This window comes from Curtobacterium sp. NPDC087082, assembly GCF_044745045.1.
In the GTDB taxonomy this organism is placed as follows: domain Bacteria; phylum Actinomycetota; class Actinomycetes; order Actinomycetales; family Microbacteriaceae; genus Curtobacterium.
Map to the genome: position 1 here is coordinate 130,457 of NZ_JBIUZN010000006.1, position 24,721 is coordinate 155,177.

At 69.9% G+C, this 24,721-nt stretch carries 27 protein-coding genes and 1 tRNA gene; 13 read left to right on the forward strand and 15 right to left on the reverse strand.

Going from position 1 to position 24,721, the window contains the following annotated elements:
* Positions 1-122: 122 nt before the first annotated feature.
* Genes ACIPEP_RS16430 through ACIPEP_RS16445 form a run of 4 tightly spaced genes read left to right on the forward strand, consistent with a single transcriptional unit; the run spans position 123 to position 2,430 of the window.
* Positions 123-611, forward strand: a complete 489-nt coding sequence (locus ACIPEP_RS16430) for a peroxiredoxin (RefSeq protein ID WP_070418722.1) — start codon at positions 123-125, stop codon at positions 609-611.
* 53 nt (positions 612-664) lie between these two features.
* The gene (locus tag ACIPEP_RS16435; protein WP_402717841.1) at positions 665-1,609 is read left to right on the forward strand and encodes an alpha/beta fold hydrolase; all 945 of its coding nucleotides are present in this window, start codon (positions 665-667) and stop codon (positions 1,607-1,609) included.
* Between the two features lie 9 nt (positions 1,610-1,618).
* Complete coding sequence (locus tag ACIPEP_RS16440; protein ID WP_402717842.1) at positions 1,619-1,873, forward strand: hypothetical protein; 255 nt, start codon at positions 1,619-1,621, stop codon at positions 1,871-1,873.
* Entirely contained in the window at positions 1,822-2,430 is a 609-nt protein-coding gene (locus ACIPEP_RS16445) for a hypothetical protein (RefSeq protein WP_402717843.1), read from the forward strand. Before ACIPEP_RS16440 ends, ACIPEP_RS16445 begins: the two co-directional genes overlap by 52 nt.
* On the opposite strand, the gene ACIPEP_RS16450 is transcribed toward ACIPEP_RS16445, so the two are convergent.
* The 5 genes from ACIPEP_RS16450 to ACIPEP_RS16470 form a co-directional block, all read right to left on the reverse strand.
* Positions 2,395-3,981, reverse strand: a complete 1,587-nt coding sequence (locus ACIPEP_RS16450) for an alpha/beta hydrolase (protein WP_402717844.1) — start codon at positions 3,979-3,981, stop codon at positions 2,395-2,397. The genes ACIPEP_RS16445 and ACIPEP_RS16450 overlap by 36 nt on opposite strands.
* The gene (locus ACIPEP_RS16455) at positions 3,978-4,937 is read right to left on the reverse strand and encodes an amino acid--[acyl-carrier-protein] ligase (protein WP_402717845.1); all 960 of its coding nucleotides are present in this window, start codon (positions 4,935-4,937) and stop codon (positions 3,978-3,980) included. Before ACIPEP_RS16455 ends, ACIPEP_RS16450 begins: the two co-directional genes overlap by 4 nt.
* Positions 4,934-6,127, reverse strand: a complete 1,194-nt coding sequence (locus ACIPEP_RS16460) for an acyl-CoA dehydrogenase family protein (protein ID WP_139201860.1) — start codon at positions 6,125-6,127, stop codon at positions 4,934-4,936. The genes ACIPEP_RS16455 and ACIPEP_RS16460 overlap by 4 nt, the downstream gene beginning before the upstream one ends.
* Positions 6,124-6,411 (reverse strand): acyl carrier protein, encoded by a 288-nt coding sequence (locus ACIPEP_RS16465; protein ID WP_402717846.1) that lies wholly within the window; start codon positions 6,409-6,411, stop codon positions 6,124-6,126. Before ACIPEP_RS16465 ends, ACIPEP_RS16460 begins: the two co-directional genes overlap by 4 nt.
* 113 nt (positions 6,412-6,524) lie before the next feature.
* Complete coding sequence (locus ACIPEP_RS16470; protein ID WP_070418726.1) at positions 6,525-6,902, reverse strand: holo-ACP synthase; 378 nt, start codon at positions 6,900-6,902, stop codon at positions 6,525-6,527.
* A gap of 103 nt (positions 6,903-7,005) precedes the next feature.
* On the opposite strand from ACIPEP_RS16470, the gene ACIPEP_RS16475 reads away from it, so the two are divergent.
* Genes ACIPEP_RS16475 through ACIPEP_RS16485 form a run of 3 tightly spaced genes read left to right on the forward strand, consistent with a single transcriptional unit; the run spans position 7,006 to position 10,284 of the window.
* Positions 7,006-8,058, forward strand: a complete 1,053-nt coding sequence (locus ACIPEP_RS16475; protein ID WP_402717847.1) for a hypothetical protein — start codon at positions 7,006-7,008, stop codon at positions 8,056-8,058.
* Positions 8,055-9,629 (forward strand): phenylacetate--CoA ligase family protein, encoded by a 1,575-nt coding sequence (locus ACIPEP_RS16480; protein WP_402717848.1) that lies wholly within the window; start codon positions 8,055-8,057, stop codon positions 9,627-9,629. Before ACIPEP_RS16475 ends, ACIPEP_RS16480 begins: the two co-directional genes overlap by 4 nt.
* 1 nt (position 9,630) lies before the next feature.
* The gene (locus ACIPEP_RS16485) at positions 9,631-10,284 is read left to right on the forward strand and encodes a hypothetical protein (protein ID WP_402717849.1); all 654 of its coding nucleotides are present in this window, start codon (positions 9,631-9,633) and stop codon (positions 10,282-10,284) included.
* 54 nt (positions 10,285-10,338) lie between these two features.
* Here ACIPEP_RS16485 and ACIPEP_RS16490 read toward each other — a convergent pair whose 3' ends face one another.
* The 6 genes from ACIPEP_RS16490 to ACIPEP_RS16515 all read right to left on the reverse strand — a co-directional run bounded on the left by ACIPEP_RS16490 (position 10,339) and on the right by ACIPEP_RS16515 (position 16,765).
* Positions 10,339-10,899 (reverse strand): hypothetical protein, encoded by a 561-nt coding sequence (locus tag ACIPEP_RS16490; protein WP_261646839.1) that lies wholly within the window; start codon positions 10,897-10,899, stop codon positions 10,339-10,341.
* Entirely contained in the window at positions 10,896-11,876 is a 981-nt protein-coding gene (locus tag ACIPEP_RS16495) for an aldo/keto reductase (RefSeq protein WP_402717850.1), read from the reverse strand. The genes ACIPEP_RS16490 and ACIPEP_RS16495 overlap by 4 nt, the downstream gene beginning before the upstream one ends.
* A gap of 35 nt (positions 11,877-11,911) precedes the next feature.
* On the reverse strand, positions 11,912-12,439 hold the full coding sequence (locus ACIPEP_RS16500; RefSeq protein WP_402717851.1) for a hypothetical protein: 528 nt from the start codon (positions 12,437-12,439) through the stop codon (positions 11,912-11,914).
* A gap of 216 nt (positions 12,440-12,655) precedes the next feature.
* Complete coding sequence (locus tag ACIPEP_RS16505) at positions 12,656-13,513, reverse strand: hypothetical protein (RefSeq protein ID WP_402717852.1); 858 nt, start codon at positions 13,511-13,513, stop codon at positions 12,656-12,658.
* Positions 13,513-14,157, reverse strand: coding sequence for a SatD family protein (locus tag ACIPEP_RS16510; protein WP_402717853.1), 645 nt, complete (start codon positions 14,155-14,157; stop codon positions 13,513-13,515). Before ACIPEP_RS16510 ends, ACIPEP_RS16505 begins: the two co-directional genes overlap by 1 nt.
* A 265-nt stretch (positions 14,158-14,422) precedes the next feature.
* On the reverse strand, positions 14,423-16,765 hold the full coding sequence (locus ACIPEP_RS16515) for an AAA family ATPase (RefSeq protein ID WP_281264286.1): 2,343 nt from the start codon (positions 16,763-16,765) through the stop codon (positions 14,423-14,425).
* A gap of 164 nt (positions 16,766-16,929) precedes the next feature.
* On the opposite strand from ACIPEP_RS16515, the gene ACIPEP_RS16520 reads away from it, so the two are divergent.
* A tRNA-Val gene (locus ACIPEP_RS16520) sits at positions 16,930-17,002 on the forward strand.
* 60 nt (positions 17,003-17,062) lie between these two features.
* Here ACIPEP_RS16520 and ACIPEP_RS16525 read toward each other — a convergent pair.
* Complete coding sequence (locus ACIPEP_RS16525) at positions 17,063-17,488, reverse strand: hypothetical protein (RefSeq protein ID WP_281264287.1); 426 nt, start codon at positions 17,486-17,488, stop codon at positions 17,063-17,065.
* Positions 17,489-17,715: 227 nt separating this feature from the next.
* On the opposite strand from ACIPEP_RS16525, the gene ACIPEP_RS16530 reads away from it, so the two are divergent.
* Positions 17,716-18,906, forward strand: coding sequence for a hypothetical protein (locus ACIPEP_RS16530; RefSeq protein WP_281264288.1), 1,191 nt, complete (start codon positions 17,716-17,718; stop codon positions 18,904-18,906).
* Positions 18,903-19,343, forward strand: coding sequence for a hypothetical protein (locus ACIPEP_RS16535; RefSeq protein ID WP_186317532.1), 441 nt, complete (start codon positions 18,903-18,905; stop codon positions 19,341-19,343). Before ACIPEP_RS16530 ends, ACIPEP_RS16535 begins: the two co-directional genes overlap by 4 nt.
* A 46-nt stretch (positions 19,344-19,389) precedes the next feature.
* Here ACIPEP_RS16535 and ACIPEP_RS16540 read toward each other — a convergent pair whose 3' ends face one another.
* Together ACIPEP_RS16540 and ACIPEP_RS16545 are read right to left on the reverse strand one after the other, a co-directional pair.
* On the reverse strand, positions 19,390-20,475 hold the full coding sequence (locus ACIPEP_RS16540; protein ID WP_186317531.1) for a tyrosine-type recombinase/integrase: 1,086 nt from the start codon (positions 20,473-20,475) through the stop codon (positions 19,390-19,392).
* The gene (locus tag ACIPEP_RS16545) at positions 20,475-20,687 is read right to left on the reverse strand and encodes an AlpA family transcriptional regulator (protein WP_186317530.1); all 213 of its coding nucleotides are present in this window, start codon (positions 20,685-20,687) and stop codon (positions 20,475-20,477) included. The genes ACIPEP_RS16540 and ACIPEP_RS16545 overlap by 1 nt, the downstream gene beginning before the upstream one ends.
* 226 nt (positions 20,688-20,913) lie before the next feature.
* Between ACIPEP_RS16545 and ACIPEP_RS16550 the strand changes: the two genes are divergently transcribed.
* Positions 20,914-21,639, forward strand: a complete 726-nt coding sequence (locus tag ACIPEP_RS16550; RefSeq protein ID WP_144759176.1) for a hypothetical protein — start codon at positions 20,914-20,916, stop codon at positions 21,637-21,639.
* A gap of 17 nt (positions 21,640-21,656) precedes the next feature.
* Here ACIPEP_RS16550 and ACIPEP_RS16555 read toward each other — a convergent pair whose 3' ends face one another.
* Positions 21,657-21,956, reverse strand: a complete 300-nt coding sequence (locus ACIPEP_RS16555; RefSeq protein ID WP_281264289.1) for a hypothetical protein — start codon at positions 21,954-21,956, stop codon at positions 21,657-21,659.
* An 881-nt stretch (positions 21,957-22,837) separates the two neighbouring features.
* On the opposite strand from ACIPEP_RS16555, the gene ACIPEP_RS16560 reads away from it, so the two are divergent.
* A complete protein-coding gene (locus ACIPEP_RS16560; RefSeq protein WP_281264290.1) occupies positions 22,838-24,112 on the forward strand; it encodes an MFS transporter in 1,275 nt (424 codons plus the stop codon).
* 21 nt (positions 24,113-24,133) lie between these two features.
* Positions 24,134-24,721 (forward strand): ATP-binding protein, encoded by a 588-nt coding sequence (locus ACIPEP_RS16565; RefSeq protein ID WP_187290482.1) that lies wholly within the window; start codon positions 24,134-24,136, stop codon positions 24,719-24,721.

Consider the following 24,721-nt stretch of genomic DNA (forward strand, 5'->3'; position numbering starts at 1 on the left):
TGGGTGGACAGGTGCTTGCATTCGGGTGACGTCGGCGTACGATTGCCGATCGTGCACACGCGACCCGTGCGTGCGCGAGGACACCGGGCACACCCCACGCCCGAGGAAGAAGCAACGCACTGATGGCACTGGAGATCGGCTCGCTCGCGCCGGACTTCGAACTCCCGAACCAGTTCGGGGAGCACGTCCGCCTCAGCGACTTCCGTGGCGTCCGCCCGGTCGCGCTGGTCTTCTTCCCGCTCGCGTTCTCGTCGACCTGCACGAACGAGCTCTGCGCCCTCCAGGACAACATCGCGATGTTCCAGGACCAGCGCGTCGAGCTCGTCGGCATCTCGGTCGACTCGAAGGCGACGCTCCGATCGTTCGCCGAATCGAACGGCTACGACTTCGAGCTCCTCGCGGACTTCTGGCCGCACGGCGCCGTCTCGAAGGAGTACGGCGTCTTCCTCGAGCACAAGGGCTTCGCCACCCGCGCGACCTTCGTCATCGACGTGCAGGGTCGCATCAAGGCCTCGATCATCTCCGAGCCGGGCGTCGCCCGTGACGTGACGGAGTACAAGGCCGCGCTCGACCGCCTGGCGGCCTGCGCCGCACCAGTCCCCGTCGGCTAGCGTTCCGAACACCTCCTGAGGCGACGCGCGACGCGTCGCGGATCGGAGGCACGGTGCACGCCGTCGACGACCGCCCACCCGCGCGGGTGGTCACCGCCGAGCCGTACGCGCCGTTCCCGGTCACCGCCGACGCCGACCGGTTCGGCCTGCAGCGCACCGTCGTCCCGACGGACGTCGGCCCGGTCGTCGTGCACCACCGACCCGGTCCCGCCGCGCTGCTCCTGCTGCATGGGGTCGCCGGGTCGTGGACCACGTGGACCCCGCTCCTGTCGGCGGCGCACGGCATCGACGACCGCGGTCTTGTGCTCGTCGACCTGCCGGGCTGGGGCGCGTCACCGGCACCGGTCGAGCCGCTCGGGGTCGACCAGGCGGCGTCGGTGCTGACCACGGTGCTCGACGCCCTCGCGGTCCCGGACGTCGACGTCGTCGGCCACTCGATGGGCGCCTTCGTCGGCATGCACCTGGCCGTCGTGGCACCCGGACGCGTGCGCTCCGTCGCGCTCGTCTCCGGCACGACCGTGGCGACCGCCGGAGCGTCCCGGCACCCCGTGCGCGGGCTCCTGACGCTCCCCGCGTTCACGCTGCTGCGCGCGGGCCTCGCGATCACCGGGGAGACGGCACGGCCGCTCCTGCGCGGACTCCGGGCGATCGGCCTCCTGCCCGTCCTCGCCGCTCCCGTCTTCTCGCACGTGCGCCGGCTCGACCCGAGCGTGCTCGAGGCGTTCGTCGACGAGCTCCGTCCGGCCGGCTTCACCGGAGCCGCTCGTGCCGCGGCCGCCTACGACCTGGACCGCTGGCGCGGCGTGACGTGCGCGGTCACGGCGATCGCCGGGCGGGACGACGTGTTCGCCCGGGTGTCCGACCTCGCGGCGCTCCGGGGCCTCCTGCCCGACGTCCGGACGGTGCTGCTCGACGACTGCGGGCACTTCGCCCACGTCGAGCACCCGACCGCGGTGGCGCGCACGCTCGACCTCGTCGGGTCCGCACGTCCGTCGTAGGCTCCGGGGGTGCACCCGCCCATCGACCCCCACGACCACGGCTGGCTCGACCGCCCCGACGGCGCCCGGATCCACTGGGAGGAGTCCGGCAACCCGACCGGCCGCCCGGCGCTGTACCTGCACGGCGGCCCGGGATCCGGTCTCGGCGCCGGGGGCTACCGGCAGCGGTTCGACCCCGAGGTGTACCGGATCATCGGGCTCGACCAGCGCGGGTGCGGGCGGAGCACCCCGAGCGCGTCACCGAGGTCGTGCTCGTCGCGGTGACCACCGGTTCCCGTCGCGAGGTCGACTGGATCACCGAGGGGGTCGGGACGGTGTTCCCGGAGGCCTGGTCACGGTTCACCGCCGACGTCCCGGCAGGCGTGCGGCCGGTCGAGCACCACGCCCGACTGCTGCGTTCGTCCGACCCCGCCGTCCGGGACGCCGCAGCCGACAGCTGGGACACGTGGGAGTCGACCCACGTCTCGCTCGACCCGGCGTGGCGCCCGGGGCAGCTGCACACCGATCCCCGGGACCGGCGCAACTTCGCCACGCTGGTCACCCACTACTGGGCGAACGACTGCTTCCTCGGTCCGGACGAGGTCCTCCGGCGCGCCGGCGAGCTCGCCGGGATCCCCGGCGTGCTCGTGCACGGGCGGCGTGACGTCAGCGGGCCGGTCATCACGCCGTGGCTGCTGCACCGGGCGTGGCCGGGCAGCCGCCTCGAGGTCGTCGAGGACGAGGGACACGGCGGACCCACCGAGGTCGCGATCGCGCAGCGCGCCATCGACGGGTTCGCCGACGGGTCAGGCGTGCACGGGGAACGTCGCCGCGACGCGTGACCGCACCTCGGTGAGCACGGCCTGCCGCATCACCGGGGAGAACAGCGAGTGGTCGCCGTCCGGCACCCGCACGAGTTCCACCCTGCCGGTCCGGCCCCGGGTGCCCCACCGCCGGAGGGCACGCGGACCACCGAGCCGCTCGAACAGCTCGACGTCCACGGGCGACGCGATGAGCACGACGTCGGTGCCGTGCTCGACGAGCGGACGGACGTGTCCGACGACCCCGCCGACCCGGTCGCGACGGGCGACCCGGTCGCGCACCCACTCGGGTACGACGGCGTTCCACCAGCGCCGGAGCACGAGACGCAGCGGCGACGGTTCGTCGATCGCGCGGAGGGCATCGGCGTACGCGCCCACCGCGGCCGGCTGGCGGCGGTAGTCGTTCGGGCTGATCTCGAGGACCATGCGCGGTGCGGCGTCCGCAGAGCGCCCCGCGAGCCACGCACCGGCGCACATGCCGACGAGCACGAGCCGTCGGGAGTCCACGGCGAGGGCGTCGACCACCGCCTGCTGGTCGTCGATCCACTCCTGCGCGAACATCGCGGACCGCTCGTCCTCGTGGACCGCGGAGCTCTCACCGGTGCCGCTGCGGTCGACCCGGACCACCCGGGCACCGTCGCGGGCGAGGGTCCGCGCGAGGGCGACCTGGTAGTCGGACGCGCCGACGTGGTGCTCGGCGGCGCCGTTGTGCAGCACGACGACCGGGGCGTCCTCGTGCTGGCCGGAGGTGACGGTCTCGATGGCGAAGAGCCGTTCCGGGCCCATCCGGACGATGCGCTCCGACGTGCGGGCGTCCACGTCGAGGACCTCGTCGAGTGTCGGCGGCAGGACCGGCAGGGCCACCGTCGGCGCCCACGCGTCCGTCCACGCCACGACGGTGTCGACGGCGGAGCCCGGGATCCGGGCGACCATGCTCGTGCCGTCCAGGAGCTCGGCGCTCCCGGTGACCTCGGTCGTCGACACGTCGCCGAGCGCTGCGGGGGCGCTGCTGCCCGGGCGCACGAGGGCGACGGTCGGGCCGGTGCGCGCCCGGTAGGTGAGCGCGCCGAGGGCTGCAGCTTCGGTGGGGTCGACGTCCATGCCGACGAGGCTCTCGACGCCGTCGACCACGCGGTCGGCGCCGATCGTGATCGTCGCCAGTGCTCGCTGCTTCCGGAGCCAGGCTCGGCCGGAGGCGGGCGCGTCCCAGAGGACCAGGCCGTCCGTGTCGGACGCCGCGGCGGCGGCGATCGGCGCGGCGGAGGCCAGACCGACGTACGCGATCCGCTCGACCCCGGCACCACGCAGCACCGCTGCGGCGCGACGTGCCGACCGGACCTGCGCGTCGGGATCGCCGTCGGGTGCGGAGTCCCCACGTCCGGACGGGTCGTACCGCACCGAGGCCACGCCACGCGCCTCCAGTCGGTCCGCCAGCAGGCGGAGGGTCCGGTACGCGATGACGCCCTCCTGCCCGAGCGGCGGACAGATCACGACGCCGGCGCGCGCCGCGACGGGGAGCTGCACGGCGACGCGGAGGGCCGGGCGACCCGTCCAGCCGTGGTGGGTGCTCACAGGGCCAGGGCCGCGCGGACCGGAGCCGGCCACGCGTCGGGGTCGGTGCCGTGGGCGGCGAAGAGGGCGATCGTGATGCGCTCCAGGCCGAACGCGACGCAGGCGCTGTGCGCGACCTCGCCGTCGGCCGTACGGATGCCGAACGACGTGCCGAAGTGGTCCTCGTGCAGGTTCGCCGAGCCGATCGCGGTCGCCGGGTGCTCCGGGCCGTAGACGGGCGTGACGAACTCGAACTTGAGCGCCTGCTCGACCTGGTTCCGGGCGAGCATCTGCCCGACCCGTCCGAAGAACGGGTCGTTCGCGGGGACGACGTCGATCTCGAGGCCGAACGACTCGAGCAGCGCGCGCATCACCGGGATGCGGTCGTCACGGTGGTGCTGGGCCGAGCCGGGCGTGCCGATGTGCACGAACTCGTGCATGTGGAACGCCTGCAGCCGCATCGGGTCGAGCGAGGGCTCGCGCCGGAACGAGTCGCCGACGATGTCGAAGGTGCGGCCGCCCTGCGGGACGCGGCCACCGACGAGCCCGTAGACCGGGTGGCAGACCGCCGGGGTCAGCATCAGGTCGGCCGGCTCGAGGAAGCCCTCCCACCGCTCCCCGCGCTCGCGGGCGGCGAGCAGGGCACGGTGCGTGCGGTCGTCACCGGTGAAGCCGGAGATCGACGCGGCGAGGTCCGGGAAGGACGCGATGTAGTCGGTGCGCTCGAACGCCGCGAGCGGCTCCACGGGCGGGAAGCGCAGGACCTCGGCGTCGAGGTCCTGCTGGCTGGCCACGGCCGCGGTGTCGACCGCCGTGTACACGCGCTCGAACACGCCCGTGCGGCCGTAGAGCCCCGGCGACCCGAGGTCGATGAGCACGCCGTCGGCGAGCAGCCGTGCACGCAGCGCAGCGCGGGCGGCGTCGAGGTCGGACGCGGGTGCGGACGGCGTCGTGGTCGTCGGTTCGGTGATGGTCACAGGATGGCTCCGGTCATGAGTGCCAGTGCGGCGTCGTTCTGCAGGAGACGGTCGTTGCTCACCATCACGGCGGCACCGTGCGCGTCTCGGAGGTGCCGGGCGATGCTGAGCTCCCCGGTGGCGGCGAACCCGGCGATGCCGACGATCCGCAGCGCCTGGGTGACGAGGTCGGTGACCCGCTCGGAGGAGCCGATCTTCAGCGCGTTCGCGGCCAGCGCGTACGCAGTCGACTCGAGCACCTCGGGGTCGTCGGCCACCTGGTCGAACCGGGCCGCGGCGTGCCGGACGGCGTCGGCCATGGTCTGCAGGTCGACCAGGAGCTCGGCGAGCCGAAGTGCTCCAGGAGGGGTCTGCCCGACGGCGGCACGCGCCTGCTTGCGGACGGCCCGACGGGCACGGTCCGCAGCATCCGCCGCGATCCCGAGCCACACCGACGCCCAGAGCACGTGCGACACGGGGAGGACGGTGCGGGCGGAGATCGTCGCGTAGTCGTCGCGGAGGACGCGGTCCTCGTGCGTCTCGGTGTCGAGCACCCAGCCGTTGCTGCACGTGCCGCGGAGCCCGAGCGTGTCCCAGGTCGAGGTCTGCGTGAGCGTGGTCTCCGCCGGCAGCGCGATGACGAGCCGCTGGTCGGACGCCGGCGCGTCGAGGTCGCGCCGGGCGGTGACGAGGATCGCGTCGGCCTCGGTCGCGTACGAGATGACCGGGGCGTCCTTGCGGAGCCGGATGCGACCGGCCTGGTCGGGCTCGATCGCGCAGGTGCTCCGACGGGCATCGCCGCCGATGCCGCGCTCGGTGGTCGACGACGCGACGAGGGCGCCGTCCCGCACGGCCTCGATCATCGCGGTGACGCCGAGGGCCACGCCGCCGTGCCGCCAGAGCGCCATGGCCTGGCCGTGGTGCATCGCGAACACCATCGCCGTCGCGGCGCACGCACGTCCGAGTTCGGTCGCGATGACGGAGAGCTCGGCGAGAGTCGCCCCCTCACCGCCGTGCTCCACCGGGACCGCCGCGGCGAGGAGACCGTGCTCCTTCATCGCGGCGATCGCCTCGCGCGGGGGACGGGCGTCACGATCGACCTCGTCGGCGTACCGGGCGGCGATGTCGACCACGAGGGCGGTGCGCTCGGCGAACCGGTCGACGGCGGAGACGGTCGTCCCGGCGCTCGCCGGACGCTCCTCGGTGATCACGCCGCCGTCTCCGCTGCCGTGGCGATGGACTCGATGGTGGCGAAGGTCGACCGGTGCAGCGCGGCGTCGGGGAACTCCACGTCGAGTTCGTTCTCGACCGCGAGCATCACGTTCACGGTGGCGTGCGAGGTCAGCCCGAGGGCGTAGAGGTCGGCGATCGACGCCACGTCCATGGCGTCGACGACGAGCCGTCCGTGGTCGGCGAGGGCTCGCCGGACGGCCAGTTCGGTCGTCGGGGCGACGAGTGCGACGGCGGTCGTTGCGGAGGTCGGGTCCTGGTGCATGCTGGCAACGATAAGGAGGACGGCGGCCCGGAAAGCCGCCGTGCGGGTGCGTGAAACCGCACGCGCCGCGCCGGACCTGAGTGCCCTGACAGGGAGCGACCCAGGGGGCTGCGTCAGCGCTCGGAGAGGGCGACGGCGGTGGCGATCGCCAGTCCCCGTTCGTGGGACAACGAGACCGCGATCGACGTGCAGCCGATCGCCTCGGCGAGCTCCGCCGCACGACCGGTCAGCTCGACGACGGGGGCGCCGACGGTGTCGAGCACGACGGCGACGTCGGTCAGCGGGACGGCGTCCGAACGCTCCGGCCGGAGCAGTTTCAGCACCGCCTCCTTGCCGGCGAAGCGGGCGGCGAGGCGCTCCGGGTCGTCCCCGGCGTCGGCGCGCTCCTGCCGGGTGAAGACCCGGGCGAGGTAGCGCTCGCCGTGCGCGGTGATCCCGGCGATCACGTCCTCGACCGCGGCGAGGTCGGTGCCGGTCCGAATCGTGGCCATGGGCCGAGCGTACGCGGGCTCGGGGAGCACTGCATTCCCCGGACGGCATGGGCGTCACCGGGCGTTCGTATGATCGACGGCAGAGACCACCGAGGGGGAACCGATGGCATCACCGTGGACGGGCATCATCGAGGACGCGCGGCACTACCCGTCGCCGCACAACTCGCAACCGATCGTCGTGCGCGTCGAGGACGACCGCACCGCGACCGTGTTCTACGACCTGCGCAGGGGGTTGCCGGCCGAGTCGTTCGGCATCCCGTTCGGCCACGTCTGCGCCGGGGTGTTCCTGGCCGGGCTCGACGTGGTCGCCCGGGCGCACGGGTTCACCGTGCAGGAACGGCTGGACCACGCCGAGATGGACTTCGGGCGGCTGGACGCCGGCGTCGGTTCCGGCGCGGCCGACGACCACCTGCACCGACTGGGCACGGTCGCGTTGCGTCCGCGCGCCGCCACGGCGGACGACCGGGAGGCGCTGGCCCGCTTCCTCGCACGGCGCACCTCGCGCAGGCCCTACGACGCGACCCTGGTGGACGAGTCCGCGATCCGGGCTGCGGCCGCCATCGCGTCGGCGGCCGGTCACCGCTTCCGCACCACCGCCGACCGGGCCACCGTCGACGAGATCGTCCGGGTCAACCAGGAGACCCTGTTCGACGACCTGCAGCACGACGCCGTGCACGACGAGATCCTGCACTGGCTGCGGTTCTCGAAGCGGCAGGCGGCGGAGTCCGGTGACGGGCTGTCGGCGGAGACGATGCTCATGCCCGGACCGGTGCTGCGGTTCGCGATGGAGCACCGCGGGCTCTGGGAGGCACCCGGCGTCGGCGGGGTCTTCAAGCGCGTGTACCTGTCGACGATGCGCGGCGTCCGGCAGCTCGGGTGGCTCGAGGGACCGTTCTCGTCGCCGGCGGACTACGTCGAGGCCGGACGCACCTTCATGCGGATCTGGCTCGAGCTCACGGCACGGGGCGTCGCCCTGCACCCGTTCGGCACCGTGATCACGAACCCGCGGTCGCACGCCGCGTTCGTCGAGCGCGCCGGCGTCGACGAGTCCGACGGTCGGATGGCGTGGATGCTCTTCCGCTTCGGCCACAGCGCCCCGCCACCGCTGGCGCACCGCCGACCCGCGGCGGCGATGACGATCGGGGGTGCCCGGTGAAGCGCGCGGCGGTGTTCTCGGTGGTCTGGGTCGTCGAGACGGTCGTGGCGCTGTTCATGCCGCGCGTCGGCACGCACAAGCTCCTGCTCACGCCGGGCATCGAGCCGCTCCGCTGGACCCTCGGACGCTGGCGTGCGTGGCGGACGGCCGAGCGGGCTGCGAAGCGGGTGCCCGCCTACGGGGCGTTCCTGGCGGAGGCGGGCCGTGCCTCCCGTCTGGACACACGCGGCGGCATCGCCGCAGCGATCTCGGGGCTGCCCGAGATGGACAAGGAGTCGTACGTCAAGCGGTGGAGCATTCCCGAGCGCTGCGTCGACGGTCGGCTGCCCCGGCGCGGGGTCGTCGTCGACGAGTCGAGCGGGTCGAGCGGCACGCCGACGAGCTGGGTGCGCGGCCCCGACGAACGGCAGGCGACCCGGCAGCTGCTGCAGCTCGGGTTCTCGCGGACCGCGAAGGACCTTCCGAAGCAGCCGTTCGTGCTCAACGCGTTCTCGCTCGGCGCCTGGGCCACCGGCATGAACGTGACGGCGTCGCTCACCGAGTCGTCGATGATCAAGTCGATCGGGCCGGACCGCGACAAGATCGTGCAGACGATGCGCGAGTTCGGCACCGACTTCACGTACATCATCTGCAGCTACCCGCCGTTCCTGAAGGCACTGTTCGAGGACGACCGGCTCGACTGGAGCGAGTACACGATCGTCGCGGCGTTCGGCGGCGAGGGCATCAGCGAGAACATGCGCGCGCACATCGAGCAGTACGCGCAGGCCGTGCTCGGGTCGTACGGGGCGAGCGACCTCGAGATCAACCTCGGGATCGAGACTCCGTTCAGCGTGCAGCTGCGTCGGGCGATCGCGGCGTCGCCGGAGCTCTCCGCCGCGCTGACGAAGCAGGCCGAGTACGGCGTGCTGCCGATGGTGTTCCAGTTCAACCCGTTCGGCTACCTCATCGAGACGAACGAGCTCGGGGAGCTCGTCGTGACGATCACCCGGTCCGAGAACATCAGCCCCCGCATCCGGTACAACATCCACGACCGCGGGCACGTGGTGCGGATGCGCTCGCTGCGCCGGACCCTGCGCGAGCACGGGTTCGACGAACTCGCCGACGCCGCCGAGCTCGACCTGCCGCTGCTGTTCCACTACGGCCGGTCCGACCTGTCCGTCGACTACAACGGGGCGGTCGTCGCGCCGGACGTCGTGCGCGACGTGGTCTACGGCGACCCGGCGCTGCTCGGGGCCGTCGAGAACCACCGGCTGATCAGCTACGAGGACGACCGAGGTGACCGGCAGCTGCACATCGCGTTCCAGCTCGCGTCCGGCGCATCGGGCTTCGACGCCGACGGTGCTCGAGGCGCGGTGGTCGCCGAACTGCGGCGGTTGAACAAGGACTTCTCGAACGCGATCCGGACGGCGCCGCCGGGCACGCTGCCGACCGTGGCGTTCTACCCGTACCGCACCGGACCCTTCCGCGAGGACGGCCGCAAGCTCAAGAACGAGTACGTGTGGCAGCTGCCAGCCGGTTCGGTGGACGAGTGGGACCTCGACCTGTCGTGGACCGCCCCGAAGGAGGCCTGACGTGCCGCGGGACCGTCGGGCGTGGCTGGAGCGGCTGCAGGACGGCCGCTTCGTCGACCCGGTGCCGCTCCGTGTGGCGAGCCTCGTCGCGGTGGCGGTCGGGACCGCCGCGTGCGTCGCGTTCCACACCGAACCGACGATCAGCGCGATCGCGGCCTCCGTCATCATCACGGGCGTGGTGGTGGTCGTGCCGAACCTGTGGTTCCCGTACGCCGACCGCGCGACGGTGCGGCGGGTGCACGAGGTCGGTGGGCGCCCCGTCCGGCTCTGGTTGCCGGTGCGACGATGGGCATCCGGACAGCGCGCCGTCGGCGTGCCGGCGTCATTGCCGGTGGTGTGGACGGTCGACGACGCGGGCCTGCACGGGTGGGCGCCCGAGGAACCGGAGCCGGTGTCGACCGTGCGGTGGTCGGATGTGACGTCGATCGACGTGGGCGAGTACCGGCCTCCGTGGTACCCGACGTTCACGATGTCGTGCCTTCGCCTCGAGACCGTCCACGGGCCGGTCCGACTGCGTGCTCGGTACGGCCTCGGGAGCGTCGGCGGCGGCTCGGACCGGCACGACCGCGAGCTGGTTCGCGCGCTCCGGGCCGTGCACCCTCCGGAGCCGCGACCGGTCCCGCGGGGGAGCGCGCTCGGTCTGCCGGGCGACTGAGGGCGCGGGGCGGCGTCGCCTGACGCGGCGTCGCCGGGCGTGTCGCGGTGCGGGTCAGCGGTACTGCGGCGGCCAGTCGAAGGGTGGCGGCAGGTGCGGGACCTCGCCGATCGTCGTGACGTCGAGCACGACCTCGCGGCGGTTCGTCAGCGCGATGGAGCGCGGGTCGCCGATGAACCTGCGGCCGTCGACCCACACCGTCAGCTCGCCACGGAGCCCGCCCACGTGTGCGGGGCCGAGCGAGACGCCCCACTCGTCGAAGAACTGCCCGAGCGTGAAGGGCTGCCGGGTGGGGGACTCGACGTGCAGGATGCCCGAGGTGTCGTGCGTGTGCAGCTGCGCGGCGAACCGTCGGGTGTCCGAGTGCCCGACGTTCGCCGGCACCGTCACGGGGACGTCGCCGTCGAGGATCGTCAGGTGGGTGTGGACGTGCTCGGCGAGTCGCTCGCCCCAGACGTTGCGCAGTCCGGCGTCGTCGGCACGCTCGGCGAGGGCCGTCGGCGCGGGCCACGGGGGAGCGGACCGCGAGGTGCCGTTCGCCGGTGCCGTCCCGCCCGCGATGAGCGCCAGGACCGTGAGGGCCGCGAGCGCTGCGCCGACGGCCGCCGGCTTCACCACCGGTCGTGCACGGCGGCGCGGAACCACTCGTCGTACAGCTCGCGGACGGTCTCGTCGAGGCCCGGCACCTCGGGCAGCGAGCCCGCACCGGCGTTCGACCGGGCCTGCTCCGGGTTGCGTGCGCCCGGGATCGCCGCGGTCACGCCGTCCTGGGCGATGATCCACGCGAGCGCCGCCTGCGGGACCGAGACACCATCGGGCAGCGATGCCGCGAAGGCCTGGGCAGCGCGCACCCCGTCCTCGAAGTCGACGCCGCTGAAGGTTTCGCCCTGGTCGAACGCCTCGCCGTGGCGGTTGTAGTTGCGGTGGTCGCCCTCGGCGAAGGACGTGTCCGCCGTGTACTTGCCGGACAGCAACCCCGATGCCAGCGGGACGCGCGCGAGGATGCCGACCCGCGCCTCCTGGGCCGCCGGCAGCACGCGGTCGAGCGGCTTGAGACGGAACGCGTTGAGGATGATCTGGACGGTGGCGACGCCGGGGCGGGCGATCGCGGTGAGGGCCTGGTCGGCGGTCTCGACGCTGACGCCGTAGGCGGCGACCGAGCCGTCGGCGACGAGCTCGTCGAGGGCGTCGTACACGGCGTCGTCGGCGACGACCTCGGTCGGCGGGCAGTGCAGCTGGACGAGGTCGAGGGTGTCCTGCCGCAGGTTCCGGCGCGAGCGGTCGACCCACTCGCGGAAGTTCGCGGCGACGTAGTTGGACGGGACCTGGTCGGCGCGACGGCCCATCTTCGTGGTGATCGTCAGCGGGACGTCGGGGTTGGCCGCCCGCCACGCGCCGATCAACTGTTCGCTCCGGCCGTCGCCGTAGACGTCGGCGGTGTCGAACAGCGTGACGCCGGACCCGACGGACGCGTCCATCACGGCGTTCGCGTCGGCGTCGGAGACCGGGCCCCAGTCACCGCCGAACTGCCAGGTGCCGAGGCCGACGACGGACACGGGGCGGCCGGTACGGCCGAGGGTGCGACTCTGCATGACGGCGAGCGTACCCAGGACGGTGCCGGGCGGGATCAGGTGGGGGTAGCGACGCCGCGGCCGAGCAGTCGTTTGGCGGCCCGGGCGCGGGGGATCACCCAGAGTGCGCTCCACAGGCCGAGGCCGATCCAGAGCAGGATCAGCATCGTCGTGATGACCGGTCCGTGCTGGTCCCGCATCGACCAGGTCATGAGGATCCAGATCGTCGAGAGCACGATCTTGCCCCAGCCGGCGACCTCGCGCTCGGCCTGGGCCTGCACGAGGGGGATCCACTCGGCGGCCGGCACGGTCGGGGGCACCTCGCCGTCGAGCACCCAGTTGCGGACGACGACGCTCCGGTCGTACCCGCCCTCGGCGCGCCAGGAGCGGAGCTGCAGGACGACGGCGATGGCGATGCCCACCGCTGCCGCCGGGACGCCGAGGCCGACGAGGAGCGCCGGGGTCGGTTCCGTCCACGACGACGCCACGAGGACGACGAGCACGACGGCGAAGGCGGCACCGGTCGCACCGGTACCCAGCAGCCGCAGGCGGCCGGCCTCGTCGAGGACTCCGACTCCGTTCACGCAGACGACGCTACCCGGCGCCGATCGGGATCTCCCGGGGCGGTCCCTGTGCATCGACCCGTGGCGTCGGCGGGGCGCTGGCGGCGGCGCGCTGGCGGCGTCAAACCACGGATCCGACATCGAACCGGGACCAGGCGGTTGTTCGATGTCGGATTCGTGGTTCGACGGGGAGCGCGGTGCCCGGGGACGCGGGTCACGCGGGACTCGCCCGGGGCCTCAGCCCTGTGCGAGCAACCAGCACATGCCGGCCGCGGCGAACGCCATCGCCCAGCTCACCAGGCTGCCGATGAGGAAGTACTCGGCCTGGTACCCGGTCGTCTCGCGGCGGATCTCCGGGAAACGGACGATGCCCTTGGCCGCGATCAGCGCAGCGACCACGGGGAACGCCCCGACCAGCGAGAACCCGGCGAGCAGCAGGCGCTCGATCGGGCCGATCATGCGGCCGCCCTGCAGCAGGACCGTGCCCTCGCTACCGTCGCCGTCCGCAGCGGTACGGGCGTCGCCACGGGGTCGTCGGGCGAACAGCCGCCACGCCGGCCCGCCCTCGACCGACTGGCTGACGGTGTCGGGGGAGAGCCCGGGCGGGAGGGCCTGGGCGACGACGACGTTGGCCGAGTCGACCAGGAACAGCGCCGCTCCGACGCCGCCGACGATCGCGGCGAGCGGGACGGCGGCGACGAAGGCCGGCGCGGAACCACGCTGCCACTCGACGACGAACCCCGAGGGATCGACGGACGGGACCGTCAGCAGCAGTGCGGCGAGCGCGACCGCGAGCAGGACCGACGGCCACGAGCCCGAGCGGCGCCACCAGACCCGTGGCGGCGTGGTCGACGGCCGGGCGTCGGTCGGCCGCACCGGCGTCGTCGTGGCGATCCACAGGGCGGCGAGCACGATCGCGCTGGCCACCGCCCCGACGGGGAGGCCGAGGCCCGGCACGGCGACGACGGCCACCCCGATCCACAGCAGCAGGACCACGATCGCGGTCAGGACGCGGCGTGGTGCGGCGTCGGTGCCGGTCCGGGTGCGCACGACGTCGGCCGTCCCGATCAGGGCGAGGAGGACCCCGGCGAGCATCAGCGGCCCCCGTCCCCGAGGACCCGCAGGCCCTCGACCAGTGCGGCGACGCCCGACCTCTGCACGGACTGGGACACTGCCGACGGGGTGATGCCCTCCTCAGCAGCGATCTGCGCCTGGGTCCGGCCCTGGACCAACCCGAGGGCGATCCGCCGTGCACGCGGGGTCAGGCGCGCGACGACGTGGTCGCGGCTCAGGAAGTAGGCGTTCACGAGTCGCTCCGTCGGTCCGTGGCGGTCCTCGGCGTCGTGGTACCAGGCCCGGAGGAACGCGGTCCGGCCGTCCTCGCGCCGGTGGGTCTCGTTGATGGCGTCGCGTGCGGACCACCACCCGGGGCCGTCCTGCAGGGGACCGACCGCACCCGCGCCGATCGTCCGCACCGTGCCGCGCCCGATCCCGAACCGGATCTGCACGGTCGGCGGGAGGGCGAGGATCGCGGCCGTGGTCGCGACGAGCGCGTCGGTCAGCGTGGCGTAGATCACCTGGAACTCGTCGCCGACGGTGGCGCGCAGCGGATCGACCGCCTCGACCGCTGGAGTACCGTCGAAGGCGCGCTCGACGTCGCGCTGGGCCGCTGCGCGGTCGTCGAGGGTGCGGGAGTCGACGAGGTCGACGATCACCGCGATCACAGGGTCGGAGTGCACGTGTTAAGGATACGACTTCACATCGCCGAAAGTAAGCCTGTGGCTGAACATCGGGCGGGGTGTCCGACGCCGTAGACTCGACGTGAGGGCCTTTAGCTCAGCTGGTAGAGCGCCACGTTTACACCGTGGATGTCAGTCCCGTCGCTCGCGCTCCGCTGGTCGCCGAAAGACCAGGTCAGGACGGTGATCGTCCCGTTCCCTCTGACTGGTCCGAGCGTTGCTCCGTGTCCGTGTCGGTTTGGTGTCGGTGCGGAAATGGCAACGGCTAGGCGGCAGCGACCGGTTCCACCGTGACCGAAGCCGCACCGATGTACGAGAGGCCCGGCACGACGGCGGCGCACATCTGCTCGAAGTGCGGCCGATCCACTGCCGCGATGAAGCGGAACACCGACTCGAGGACGACCACCGCCTCGTGCACGTCCACGGGCCGAGAGATGTCCGCTTCTTCGCTGTGCGACGACTGGTGAAGGAACCGCACCAGACGCTGGCGGAGTGGCTGCTCGATCTGGTGTTCGTCGAACGCCGTCCGCATGCTCCCTTCGAAGTCGCCCATGAGCACTGGCAACCGAAAGGCCAGGAACGACTCCAAGAGCCGCCTCGCGGCGTTCGGTAGGAGCGCAGCAGCTTCAAGCTCAGCCTCGAACTGCGTACCGGAGTTCCGCTCGAGGACGGCACTGCCGACTCGCCAGAACAGGTAGTGGTACTGGGAGCGCAGCTTCTTGCGGAGCTGAGGGTCGCTCCAGCTCCGCAGCACAGGCACACGACGGGGAACGTCCTCAGCGTCGCGACTCACCCTCGAGCGCAGCTCGTGCAATGAGTACGAGTTGTCCCGGCGGAGCCGCGAGTGCAGCCGGTCCAGTTGGTTCACCCACATCCGGAAGAGCTCGAAGCTGTGCGTGAGCAGGATCAACTGGTGGCGGATGCCCGCTCCGACGAAGGTGTTCCAGAGGTGCCCGGAGACGCCGACCATGATCTCCTGGTCCAGACTCGACACCGGATCGTCAATGACGACGGTCAGGTCGGCGCCACGCATCGTCTCGTCGCGGAGGCTGCACAGGAAGTGGAGCAGCGAGATCGCCGTCCGCTCGCCCTCGCTGAGACCGACGGCCGGGCGCCCGTCCCGTTCGATGGCGTAACGCCCATCGACGGCGGTGAAGCGGAGCTCGTCGCGACCGAGGAGGACGGCAACGTCTCGGGTGAGCTCGCTTGCAAGTGGTCCCGCGTCGAGCCCGGCAGAATTCAGGCGCCCACGTTCGCGGGTCAACTGCTCGCGCTCGGCGCCGTGGTCTGCCGCTTGTTGCTCGGCGCCGAGCGCTCGCTCCGACAGCGACACGTACTCCGAGCGGATCAACTCGACCCGAGCGCGCTCGACACGGTCGGCGGCGTCCGCGCGGATCGACTCGAACGCCGCCGAACGCTCGTTGTGGTCCCGCAGCACGAGGTTGATCGCGGCCACGTCGTCCGATTGGCCGTCGACAACACCGGGATCGAACGTGACCACGTCGAACATCGCGGAGCGCTTGGTCTCGATCGCACGGCGAACCGCGTCGAGGGCCTCGCTTCGAGACGTGGTGGCCTCTCGCACCCCGGCGAGCAGCTCACCGTACGACTCCCGGAGCGGCGGGTACAGGAGATTTGCTGCCGGCGCGCGGGAGATCATGCCCTGCTGAGCCGCGATGACCGCTGCGACGCGGCCGTCCAGCATGTCGAGCGTGCGCTCCAGCTGCCGGAACCGGCCGTCGAAGTGCGCGGCCAGAGCACCTCGGCGTTCGTCGGTCACCACACCGCCACAGAACAGGCACCGATCGCGTTGCTCGTGCCTCGACACGCCTTCACTCACCCAGGTGCTGTCCTCGGGATGCGCGGCCAGGTCGTCGAGGACCACGTTCGACACCGAGGTGGCAAGCGCGTCACCCACCTCGGCGACGAGCGGAACGACACTTTCACCGGTGATGGTGAGGAGGGAGACTGGCTCCATCTTCTGCGGACGAACAGTGCCGAGATGCGTCGAGATGACCTCGTCGAGGGGTTCGTCGAACCTGGTCGGCAAGGCATCCAGCAAGGTCTTCACCTGGCGACGGTTGTAGGCCCGGCCGTACCGTGCGCTCACGTGCTGCAGCTCGCTGTGGATCGTCGTCGCGGTCGCAGTTGCGAGACGGTCCGCAGCGTTTCTCGCGCGGCCGGCGTCCTCAACCGCGAGACGCTCCTCGCTCTCGATGATCTCGAGGCGTTCGGCGATCTGCGCGAGCCGTGTCTCGCGACCAACGCTCTTCTGGCCGAGGACGAGAAGCGGTGCTGCCTCGCTGCGATCGGTGCCGAAGCTCAGGTTGTTCTCGACGTAGTCCTGGTTGAACACGCGGACGCGTGTCCAGAAGGGGTCCTCGCTCGACGTGACTTGGCGAAGCCTGTCGCCGTCTTCGACTGAGACGTGCACGGTCGAGGCCGATGATGCCGCGGTCGCCTCGCCGAACGCGCGTGCGACTGACGACTTGCCGGTGCCGTTGCCGCCATAGACGACGTTGATCCGTTCGAAGTTGGAGGAATCGCTGCCGGGCTGCCAACGCCGGAAAAGACCGATGCCGTCGATACGGACGATGCGCTTGATCACGGGACCCCCGGCCCTTCGAGTGTGGACCCGGTCGGGTCGAACGAGCGCCGCAGCGCCGAGGGCAAGTATCGCGCAGGCGAGAGTCGGCCACCGTCGTCGGCGACGGCGAGTCAAGTCGCTCGTCGTCACGATGTCAGCTCATCGCCAAGTAGGATCGGCCTTGAGGGCTCTTAGCTCAGTTGGTAGAGCACTTCGCTTACACCGAAGTGGTCGGCGGTTCGAGCCCGCCAGAGCCCACCGGACCCTGGCAATGGTTCCGGCTCGAGCACGGGTCAGCTCCGCCGACTCGGCTCGTGATCAGCCGACGTAGAACACGTGGGGCGCACGGGCCTGCACCGAGAGCTGTCCGCCGGGACCGTTGCCCCCTACGATGACTTTGAACGGCTGCCCCGAGCCGTGATTTCGTCCAGCGCATGCGCACTCACACAGCCATGCGTTTTCGGGGAGTCCCGTCTTCCAGCACGCTTCCACGCACTTCTCGACACCGCCATGCTGAATCACCGTTACCCGGCCGTATCGTGCGGCGAGACCGTGGATGACAGCGTTCGTGTGCGGCCGCGAGACCGACCATGATCGGGAGCTGGGGGAGTAGTCGACCTGACCACGCCGTGAAGCGTTGAACATGTCTCCGAGGATGGTGTAGCCGCGTCCGTTGCCCTCGAACGGCATGTTCTGGATCTCCGTGCGCCGACCAGGACGAATCGTCACCGTGAGATCACCCATGCTCGGAGCCTAGAGGCTCTCGAGCGGTGCGCGCCGGAGGTCTGGAGCGGGATTGGGGCAAGGCGCACTTGTACGCGTCACCTTCTTGATGGCCTCCGGTCGGCGAGTTGACTTGCTCGACACCCGAACTCGGGGTCGCTTCGAAGGCCGACATGAGGGATCGTCGGTCGGATGGGGAGCACGGCAGCCACCGAGTCTGGATCGTTGAGCCACCACGCGGTGTTGCCGTGAGCGCCGACCAGCCAGGGACGATCGCGGTCACTCTGCACGGGAGCCGCGTGATGATCGACCGCGTCGTCTTCGTCGAGCTGTTCGAGAACTCTGTCGTGAGTGCACGCGTTCCGTATCGCCACGCCCTCGAACGGTCAACGATCAGCTTTTCTGATCTCGTCGATCTGGCGCGCACCGCACAGGTGCCGTACGCACTCTGCTTCGCGCCGCGCGAGCTGGTTCGGGCGCAGGTCGAAACGAAGACGCAGAAGCTGCTGCAAGGGTTGAGCAAAGACACCTTCGCCGTCAACTCGCGTACGACGATCGAGCTCAGCGACGTCGAGCTCATCGTCAAGGATCTTGTGCGGAAGCAGATGATGCTGCGCACTCACGACGAGTCGCTCGCCGAGAACAAGATCGTTGGAGTCCTCCGGAAGCCTCGGGCGACGATCGAGGAGGACGTCGCCGTGCTGCTCACAGCTCTCGACTTGGATGTGGCCGTACTCCGCTCGGCTCGATCGAAGGGCGCCGCCCTGTCGTTGCTCATCGAGACGCTGGAGTCGCACCAGATCCTCGTCTCGCGCAGCGTCCGCGGCTTCATGCCGCAGCTCATCGAGGTCAAGTTCAGTGGGCTGACCATCAAGGACAAGAAGGTCCCGTACATCTTCCTCTCGCGGGGGAGTCACGGCGACGACGAGGAGCCGGAGGGGCGTCAGCTCTTCACGCTTACCCTTCTCACCGTCTTGGTCGCTCGCGGCATCTTCGCCCCGGTGACCTACGACGGCCGGAACCTTGCGTCGAACCCGGGCCGCGAGTACGACATCGTTGGCGAGGTCCTAATGCCGGCGGCGCAGATGCGAACGGTTCCGTCCGACGACCTCGGGAAAATCAGGAGCACCGCCGACTCGTTCAAGGTGACTCCGAGCGCGCTGGTCGTGCGCCTCCAGCGGCTCGGACTCATCAGTTGTGTCGGTGCTCAGCAACACCTCGAGGAACTTCGCCTCGAGTTCGCCAACCGGCCGAAGTCGCAGGGCCGCCAACCGAAACCCGTGAACGGGGTCCGGACGTACAACGGCCGGGAGCTGTCCGTTCGCATGCTCGGCGCGCTGGATGCCGGCAAGATCACCGAAGGTGAGTTCTGCCGAGCGGTCTGCGCGAACAAGATCCGACCGCGAGAGATCCGGGACTTCCGGGAGGCGCTCGGATGATGGGGACGTTCTACCTCCTCGACAACAACGCGTTGACTCGGCTGACGCCGGAGCAACGCTCCTCGGCGTTCGTGCACGAACAGTGTCGGCTACCGTCCGAAGTGCTCCACGAAGCACGATTCCTTCCGGACGTCGATTCGCTGCGCGCGCTCGAATACTCGACCGATGAGGGCGTCCTCCTGCACCTCGCTGCCGTCCTTCAATGTGTTCCAGCCGACGACACGACCCTCATCGACCTCTACGCAAATCTCGGGAATGCCGACCCGATGTTGCTCGCGTGCGCGCTCGACGCGATGGCCGAGGCTGAGCTGGGTCTGTTCGGTGCGGAGTGGGTGGTCGTGTCGAACGACCGCGCCGTGGTGACGCTGGCTGGTGACCTAGGCGTGCCGACACTCTCGAGCGACGAGTTCTCGTTGGTGCTCATCGAGGAGGGCTGAGACGGAGCGGCCGGGCCGGGCCCCGTTCGGTTCCGCTGCCTCCGCCTCATGACAAGTCTCGCTCCTCGGAGCGCTCGCGTCGAGCTCGCATCATCCGGGCGATGGCGGCCATGTCGCCGTCGTCGTTCATCCAGTGGGAGTAGCGGTTGACGGTCTGCTGTGTCGTGCTGTGACCGAGCCATACAGAGATGGTCTTGACGTTGATTCCGTCGCTCATCCACGCCGTCGCGGCGGTGTGGCGAAGGTCGTGGACACGATGGTTCCCTGCCGTCGTCTTCCAGCGAAGGTCGCGGGTGAAGTTCGGTCCGCTCAGTTCGGAGCCGCCGGTCGACCGGAACAGGAACGCGTCGGGCGACTTGCCATCAGCATGGCGCATCGCGATTTCCTCTGCGTTGCCCATGAGAGGGACCTTCCGGCTTCGCCGTCCTTTCGTCTGCTTTTCGGGGTACCCGTCGCTCTTCGAGCGCTCGACCATGACTGCGGGGAAGGGGTTCGTGACGATGTTGCGGACACGGAGCGCCTTCATCTCTCCCCAGCGCAAGCCGGTCTCCCGAAGAAACTCGACAACGTCGGCGTAGTTCGGGTTCAGGGCTCGCTGAGCCACGAGCATCGACCTGAACTCCGACTCGGTGAAGGGCCGGACGGTGTTCGTTTCCGTTCCGTCCCCGCGACCGAGCGGCGCATCCAGGACTGGGTTGTGCGAGATGTACGCCTCCCGCACCGCGTACGCGAAGACCCCACCGAGCGACTCCCGAATTCGCTTCGCGGTGCTGTGCCGCTTGGTGCGCACGAGGTTGGCGACGTACCTTCGCAGCTGCCGGCCGTCGATGGAACCGATGGGAAGCCGCTTCATCTGGTCTGAGACGTGGAGGCGGAGGTTTGTCTCATCGGTGTCGTAGGTCTGCTGCGAGACGAGTCCGCGCCGCTCGGTCAGGAACTCCTTGATGAGTTCTGCGAGCGTCATCTCGGCGTTGCGAGGGTCGGACCAGGTTCCGGATGCGAGAGTCGTCTTCTGGCCGAGCTCCCAAGCGTCGGCGTCCTTCTTCCGGTCGAACGTCGCCATCGAGACCTGCTTGCCGCGGTGGTAGACGCGGGCGCGCCAACGTCCGTTGTCCGCCTTCTTGACGCTCATCAGGCTGCCTCCGCCTCGTCGCTCAGCATGTTGAGCCATGCATCGACGTCGGACGTCCGAAACCTGAGGGCTCGACCGATGCGGACGCCCCTCGGGCCGCGTCCCTGGCTTCGCAGCGAGTAGAGCGTGCTCTTCGAGGTCTGCGTGTAGTGGCTGAGCTCGTCCATCGTGAGCATTGGCTCCAGCTGGGGGTTCGCGCTCGCGTCGGTCATGGATTGTGTATGCGCGGACGCATTCGGTACGCCGCACGTCGCGCAGCGGGTCTGGGTTTCGGTCATGGGAGGCCTATGCGTCGCTCACGGGACCAGCACCCGGAAACCGGGTTTTGCCTGGTCAGGCGGTAACTCGGGACGATCGTCGCCAGTCCAGTCGGTCACGATCGCACGCGAGACCGGGGAGTGGGGCGCCCGTTCCTTGAACATCTGGCACCCTTTGAGCGTGGCAACGATCATGACGAAGACAAAGGCAGCCGCGACCATCCGGGAGCACCTCGCCCAGAGCGGCGTCGATGTGACGAAGCTCCACACGGTCACGAACACCGCTCAGCTCGTCATTCTCGAAGACGACCTCGTCGTTTCTGCAGCGTTGCTTCGGCCGCGCGGCGTGACCGCCGACCAGGTCACGCCGGTCCTCGAGCGAGCTGAGATGCGAGCGGTTCGGGTGTACGTGGTGTCTGGCTGGAACGAGGATGCAACTGCGGCTCTTGACGCGGTAGGCATCGAGCGATTCAGCATTGGGTCAAACGGTGTTGTCACAGCGGACAACGTGGTGGCGGAGATCTCGGCTGCCTCGGGAGCGCTGCTGGACGAGGCTAGGGCGCTGAGCGTTGTCAACGACATCGCGGCCGCCGCACACCGGCTCCAGGCTGCGGCGGAGCAGCTTGTCGATCTGGCTTTGCGAGTCCGTATCGCGCAACAGCGCGGAGCTGTCACGTCGACGGAATGGTTGGACGTCGTGGACATTCGGAGACGAGTAGACGACGCGCGGAACTTGCTGGCTCCTGCTCTTGATCGTGCGAAGGTGGCGGTGCCCTTCGGCCGTGTTCCAGCGAGTCGGATCGCTCGTTGGCTTCCGGTCAGATCTGCGAACGAGACGCTGGCGGAAGTCATGGCAATCGGTCGCCGAGAGATCGACGCGTCGCAGAGGGCGCTCGGGCTGGCGTAGCGTCGCCAGCCCTGGCGTCAGGGCTCGTCGGGCAGCTCCGTCAGGGTGCGTCGAATGAGCTCGTGGGAGAGCACTCCGACATCCGTTCCGGCGTGCAAGGCCTTGAGTGCTCCGATGAGCTCCTCCCGCGCGATGTTCGCAACCTCCCCGCTGTCCCAAACTTCGGCCGCGCGCACCCGCCATCGGGTGCGTCGGATGACCTCGAACGCGGTCTCGTCCGACGCCGGGTCCTGCGCGGCGAGAAGAACGAGTCGTTCGAGTTCACGTGAGGTCTGGAGCAGCGCCCATCGTGCGCGCAGTTGAGATGCGATATCCATGCTCGTCTCTATGCGCGGAGTTCCTCGACCTGCTCCTCCGAGCCGTGCGAATTGGGCCTCAGAATGACACGCCGGGGCCAGCGCCAGCTCGCCAATTTCGCCCAGAACAGGGCCGAATTTTCGCTCGACGCCTCACCCATGTCGGAGACGGCGGAACCGTTGCGTCTTGTGAGGAAAGACCAACGGGCCAGACGACGTGGCACGCGGCGATGCGATCCTACGAGGCTCCCGCTGGTCCGTTGCGCCCGTGTCAGGCTCCGGTAGAGGAGCGGCGCGACGACGATGTCGTGGAGGCCTGAGGTCACCTCTCAGACCGTTCATGCGCGGCTCCTGTCGTCGACACGTCATCGCTTCGCCTTCGCCGAGCCCGCTGTCGTACACACCACGGGTCACGGCGGACGCACCGCGAGTGTCCTCGTCTCGTCAATTCACGTCGGGCCGACATCAGGGTGCTGCCGAAGACGGCCCCGCATGCTCGCCGCCCAGGTCGTGATCTCCCGGCAAGGCGTCGTGCGCCTGCCACGCGCGTCACATCTTGGTGATGTCCTTCTGGACACTGTGCCGACGTGAGCGCACCGACGTGGCGCTGCCGTTTGCGGTTCGCCGACCGTTCCTCCTGGACGATTCGACATCATCACACCGCTCGCTACGACGCTGTCGGCCAACACGCGATCTTGGCTGACGATCTCGCGCCGGTCCTACTGCCTTGGCACGACCAGGCTCCACCCATTGATGGTCATTAGCGGCGCTACCGCGCACATAAGGAGAACCGGGACCGCGGATACTCCGACCCTCCCTAACGTTGACGGTCGAGGGGTGACACGTCTGGCAGTGACGCCGACTGGCCCAGCCCTCGTGTCCGCTCAACGAGGAGAGGCCCAATGCAGTCCACCCGCACCGTCGCGCGAGCACGACGCGCAGCTTTCGCCAGCTTCCTCGGCGGCACCCTGGAGTACTACGACTTCTTCGTGTACACGACCGCGGCATCGCTGATCTTCGGCCGGGTGTTCTTCCCTGCGGGGGATCCGACCGCCGCGCTGATCCAGTCCTTCGCGGTGCTCGGAGTCGGATACGTGTTCCGGCCGATCGGCGCCTTCATCTTCGGGCACCTCGGCGACCGCGTCGGCCGGAAGAACACGCTCGTGGCGACGCTGACGATCATGGGCGCCTCGACGTTCCTCATCGGCGTCCTCCCCACGTTCCAGACGGCCGGCTACCTCGCGCCGATTCTGCTCGTCGTGCTCCGGATCCTGCAGGGCTTGTCCGCCGGTGGCGAGACCGCCGGCGCTTCCACGTTGACGGTCGAGGAGTCGCCGGAGGGTCGCCGGGCGTTCTACGCGAGTTTCACGTCTTCGGGCATCAGCGCCGGGATCGTCCTGGCATCGCTCGTCTTCCTTCCCGTCGCCGCGCTGCCGGAAGCCGCCCGCGACAGCTGGGGATGGCGAGTCCCGTTCCTGCTTTCCGTCGTCGTCCTGATCGTCGCGTACCTCGTGCGCCGCCGCCTCGAGGAACCTGAGGTGTTCGTCGACGAGAAGGACGCCCATCGGCGCGCCCGTCTGCCGATCGTCGAGCTGTTCCGGTCGAATCCGAAGGCGTTCCTGGTCGTCGTACTGATGTCGCTGGTGATCGTCATCAACACGTTCATGCAGTCGTTCGGCCTCGCGTACGCGACCCAGATCAGCACGCTGTCACCGGCGGACATGCTCTGGACCAGCGTCGCGGGCAACGTGCTCGCTGTCGTCTGGGGACAGCCCGTTCATCGTCGCGGCCCCGGGGACATCGCGGAACTCGAATCAGGACACTCCGACGACTGGGGTCCACGAGCGCTTCTTGCCTGTCTACGGAAGCTTTGTGGCGGCGGGCCCACGGAAGCCGAGCGGGTGGTCGTTGAAGACGCCTGGGCCACAAACGATGAGTTTCGCGTCATCTACTCCTGGACCGGTGGCCGACGAGTCGGCATCATCCGGAATAGAGAGACCACCATCGACCGGATGGACGTCTACGCAACCGGAGACATTGCGACACCCGAAGAGTTCGGCCAGGAGGTAGCGGACTTCAACATCGGAGAGCCCCTGGGGGCGTACGGCGACATCCTCGATGTTGATGCCGACGGTCTCGGGTGGTGGGGCCACATCCCCCTTTGCCGCCGCTCGTGACCGCCCGTTGAGTGGTCCAGCGTGCGTATCCACGTCGCTGGTGCTGCGCGTCCGCGAGCGATAGACAAGGAGCTACGGCCGCCGAAGGAGTTGTCGATGCTGGTTCAGGTTTGTGGTCTTCCTGGTGCAGGGAAGTCGACGCTGTCTGCTGCTATCGCGGAGCTGATGCCCTCGCTGACGCTCCGCGTCGACGCGATCGAGGGCGCGATGTGGAAGTACCAAATCCCACGCGAGCAGTCCGGTATCGCTGCGTACTCGATCATGCATGCCATCGCGGTACCGAACCTCCGTCGCGGTCAGGTGGTCATCGCGGACGCGGTGAGCGGCGTTGAACCTGCTCGGGCTGGGTGGGTGTCCACGGCTGATGCCGCCGGGGTGCCGCTGCGCGTGATCGAGGTCGTGTGTGCCGACGTCGACGAACACCGCCGCCGCGTGGAACAGCGTGCGAACGACCTGCCCGGGTTCACGTTGCCGACGTGGGACGAGGTACAGCGCACCGCCGACGAGTACGAGCCCCGCACGGACGATCGGCTCATCACCGACAGCACCCGCCCTCTCGAAGAGACGGTTCGCCAGGCACTCGACTACCTCGAACTCCACGCCCGGTAG

Excerpts from the sequence above, each read along its gene's own strand:
- ACIPEP_RS16430 (WP_070418722.1), top strand. The coding sequence starts at position 123 with ATGGCACTGGAGATCGGCTCGCTCGCGCCGGACTTCGAACTCCCGAAC.
- ACIPEP_RS16465 (WP_402717846.1), bottom strand. The coding sequence starts at position 6,411 with ATGCACCAGGACCCGACCTCCGCAACGACCGCCGTCGCACTCGTCGCC.
- ACIPEP_RS16470 (WP_070418726.1), bottom strand. The coding sequence starts at position 6,902 with ATGGCCACGATTCGGACCGGCACCGACCTCGCCGCGGTCGAGGACGTG.
- ACIPEP_RS16475 (WP_402717847.1), top strand. The coding sequence starts at position 7,006 with ATGGCATCACCGTGGACGGGCATCATCGAGGACGCGCGGCACTACCCG.
- ACIPEP_RS16495 (WP_402717850.1), bottom strand. The coding sequence starts at position 11,876 with ATGCAGAGTCGCACCCTCGGCCGTACCGGCCGCCCCGTGTCCGTCGTC.
- ACIPEP_RS16505 (WP_402717852.1), bottom strand. The coding sequence starts at position 13,513 with ATGCTCGCCGGGGTCCTCCTCGCCCTGATCGGGACGGCCGACGTCGTG.
- ACIPEP_RS16525 (WP_281264287.1), bottom strand. The coding sequence starts at position 17,488 with ATGGGTGATCTCACGGTGACGATTCGTCCTGGTCGGCGCACGGAGATC.
- ACIPEP_RS16535 (WP_186317532.1), top strand. The coding sequence starts at position 18,903 with ATGATGGGGACGTTCTACCTCCTCGACAACAACGCGTTGACTCGGCTG.
- ACIPEP_RS16540 (WP_186317531.1), bottom strand. The coding sequence starts at position 20,475 with ATGAGCGTCAAGAAGGCGGACAACGGACGTTGGCGCGCCCGCGTCTAC.
- ACIPEP_RS16545 (WP_186317530.1), bottom strand. The coding sequence starts at position 20,687 with ATGACCGACGCGAGCGCGAACCCCCAGCTGGAGCCAATGCTCACGATG.
- ACIPEP_RS16555 (WP_281264289.1), bottom strand. The coding sequence starts at position 21,956 with ATGGATATCGCATCTCAACTGCGCGCACGATGGGCGCTGCTCCAGACC.
- ACIPEP_RS16560 (WP_281264290.1), top strand. The coding sequence starts at position 22,838 with ATGCAGTCCACCCGCACCGTCGCGCGAGCACGACGCGCAGCTTTCGCC.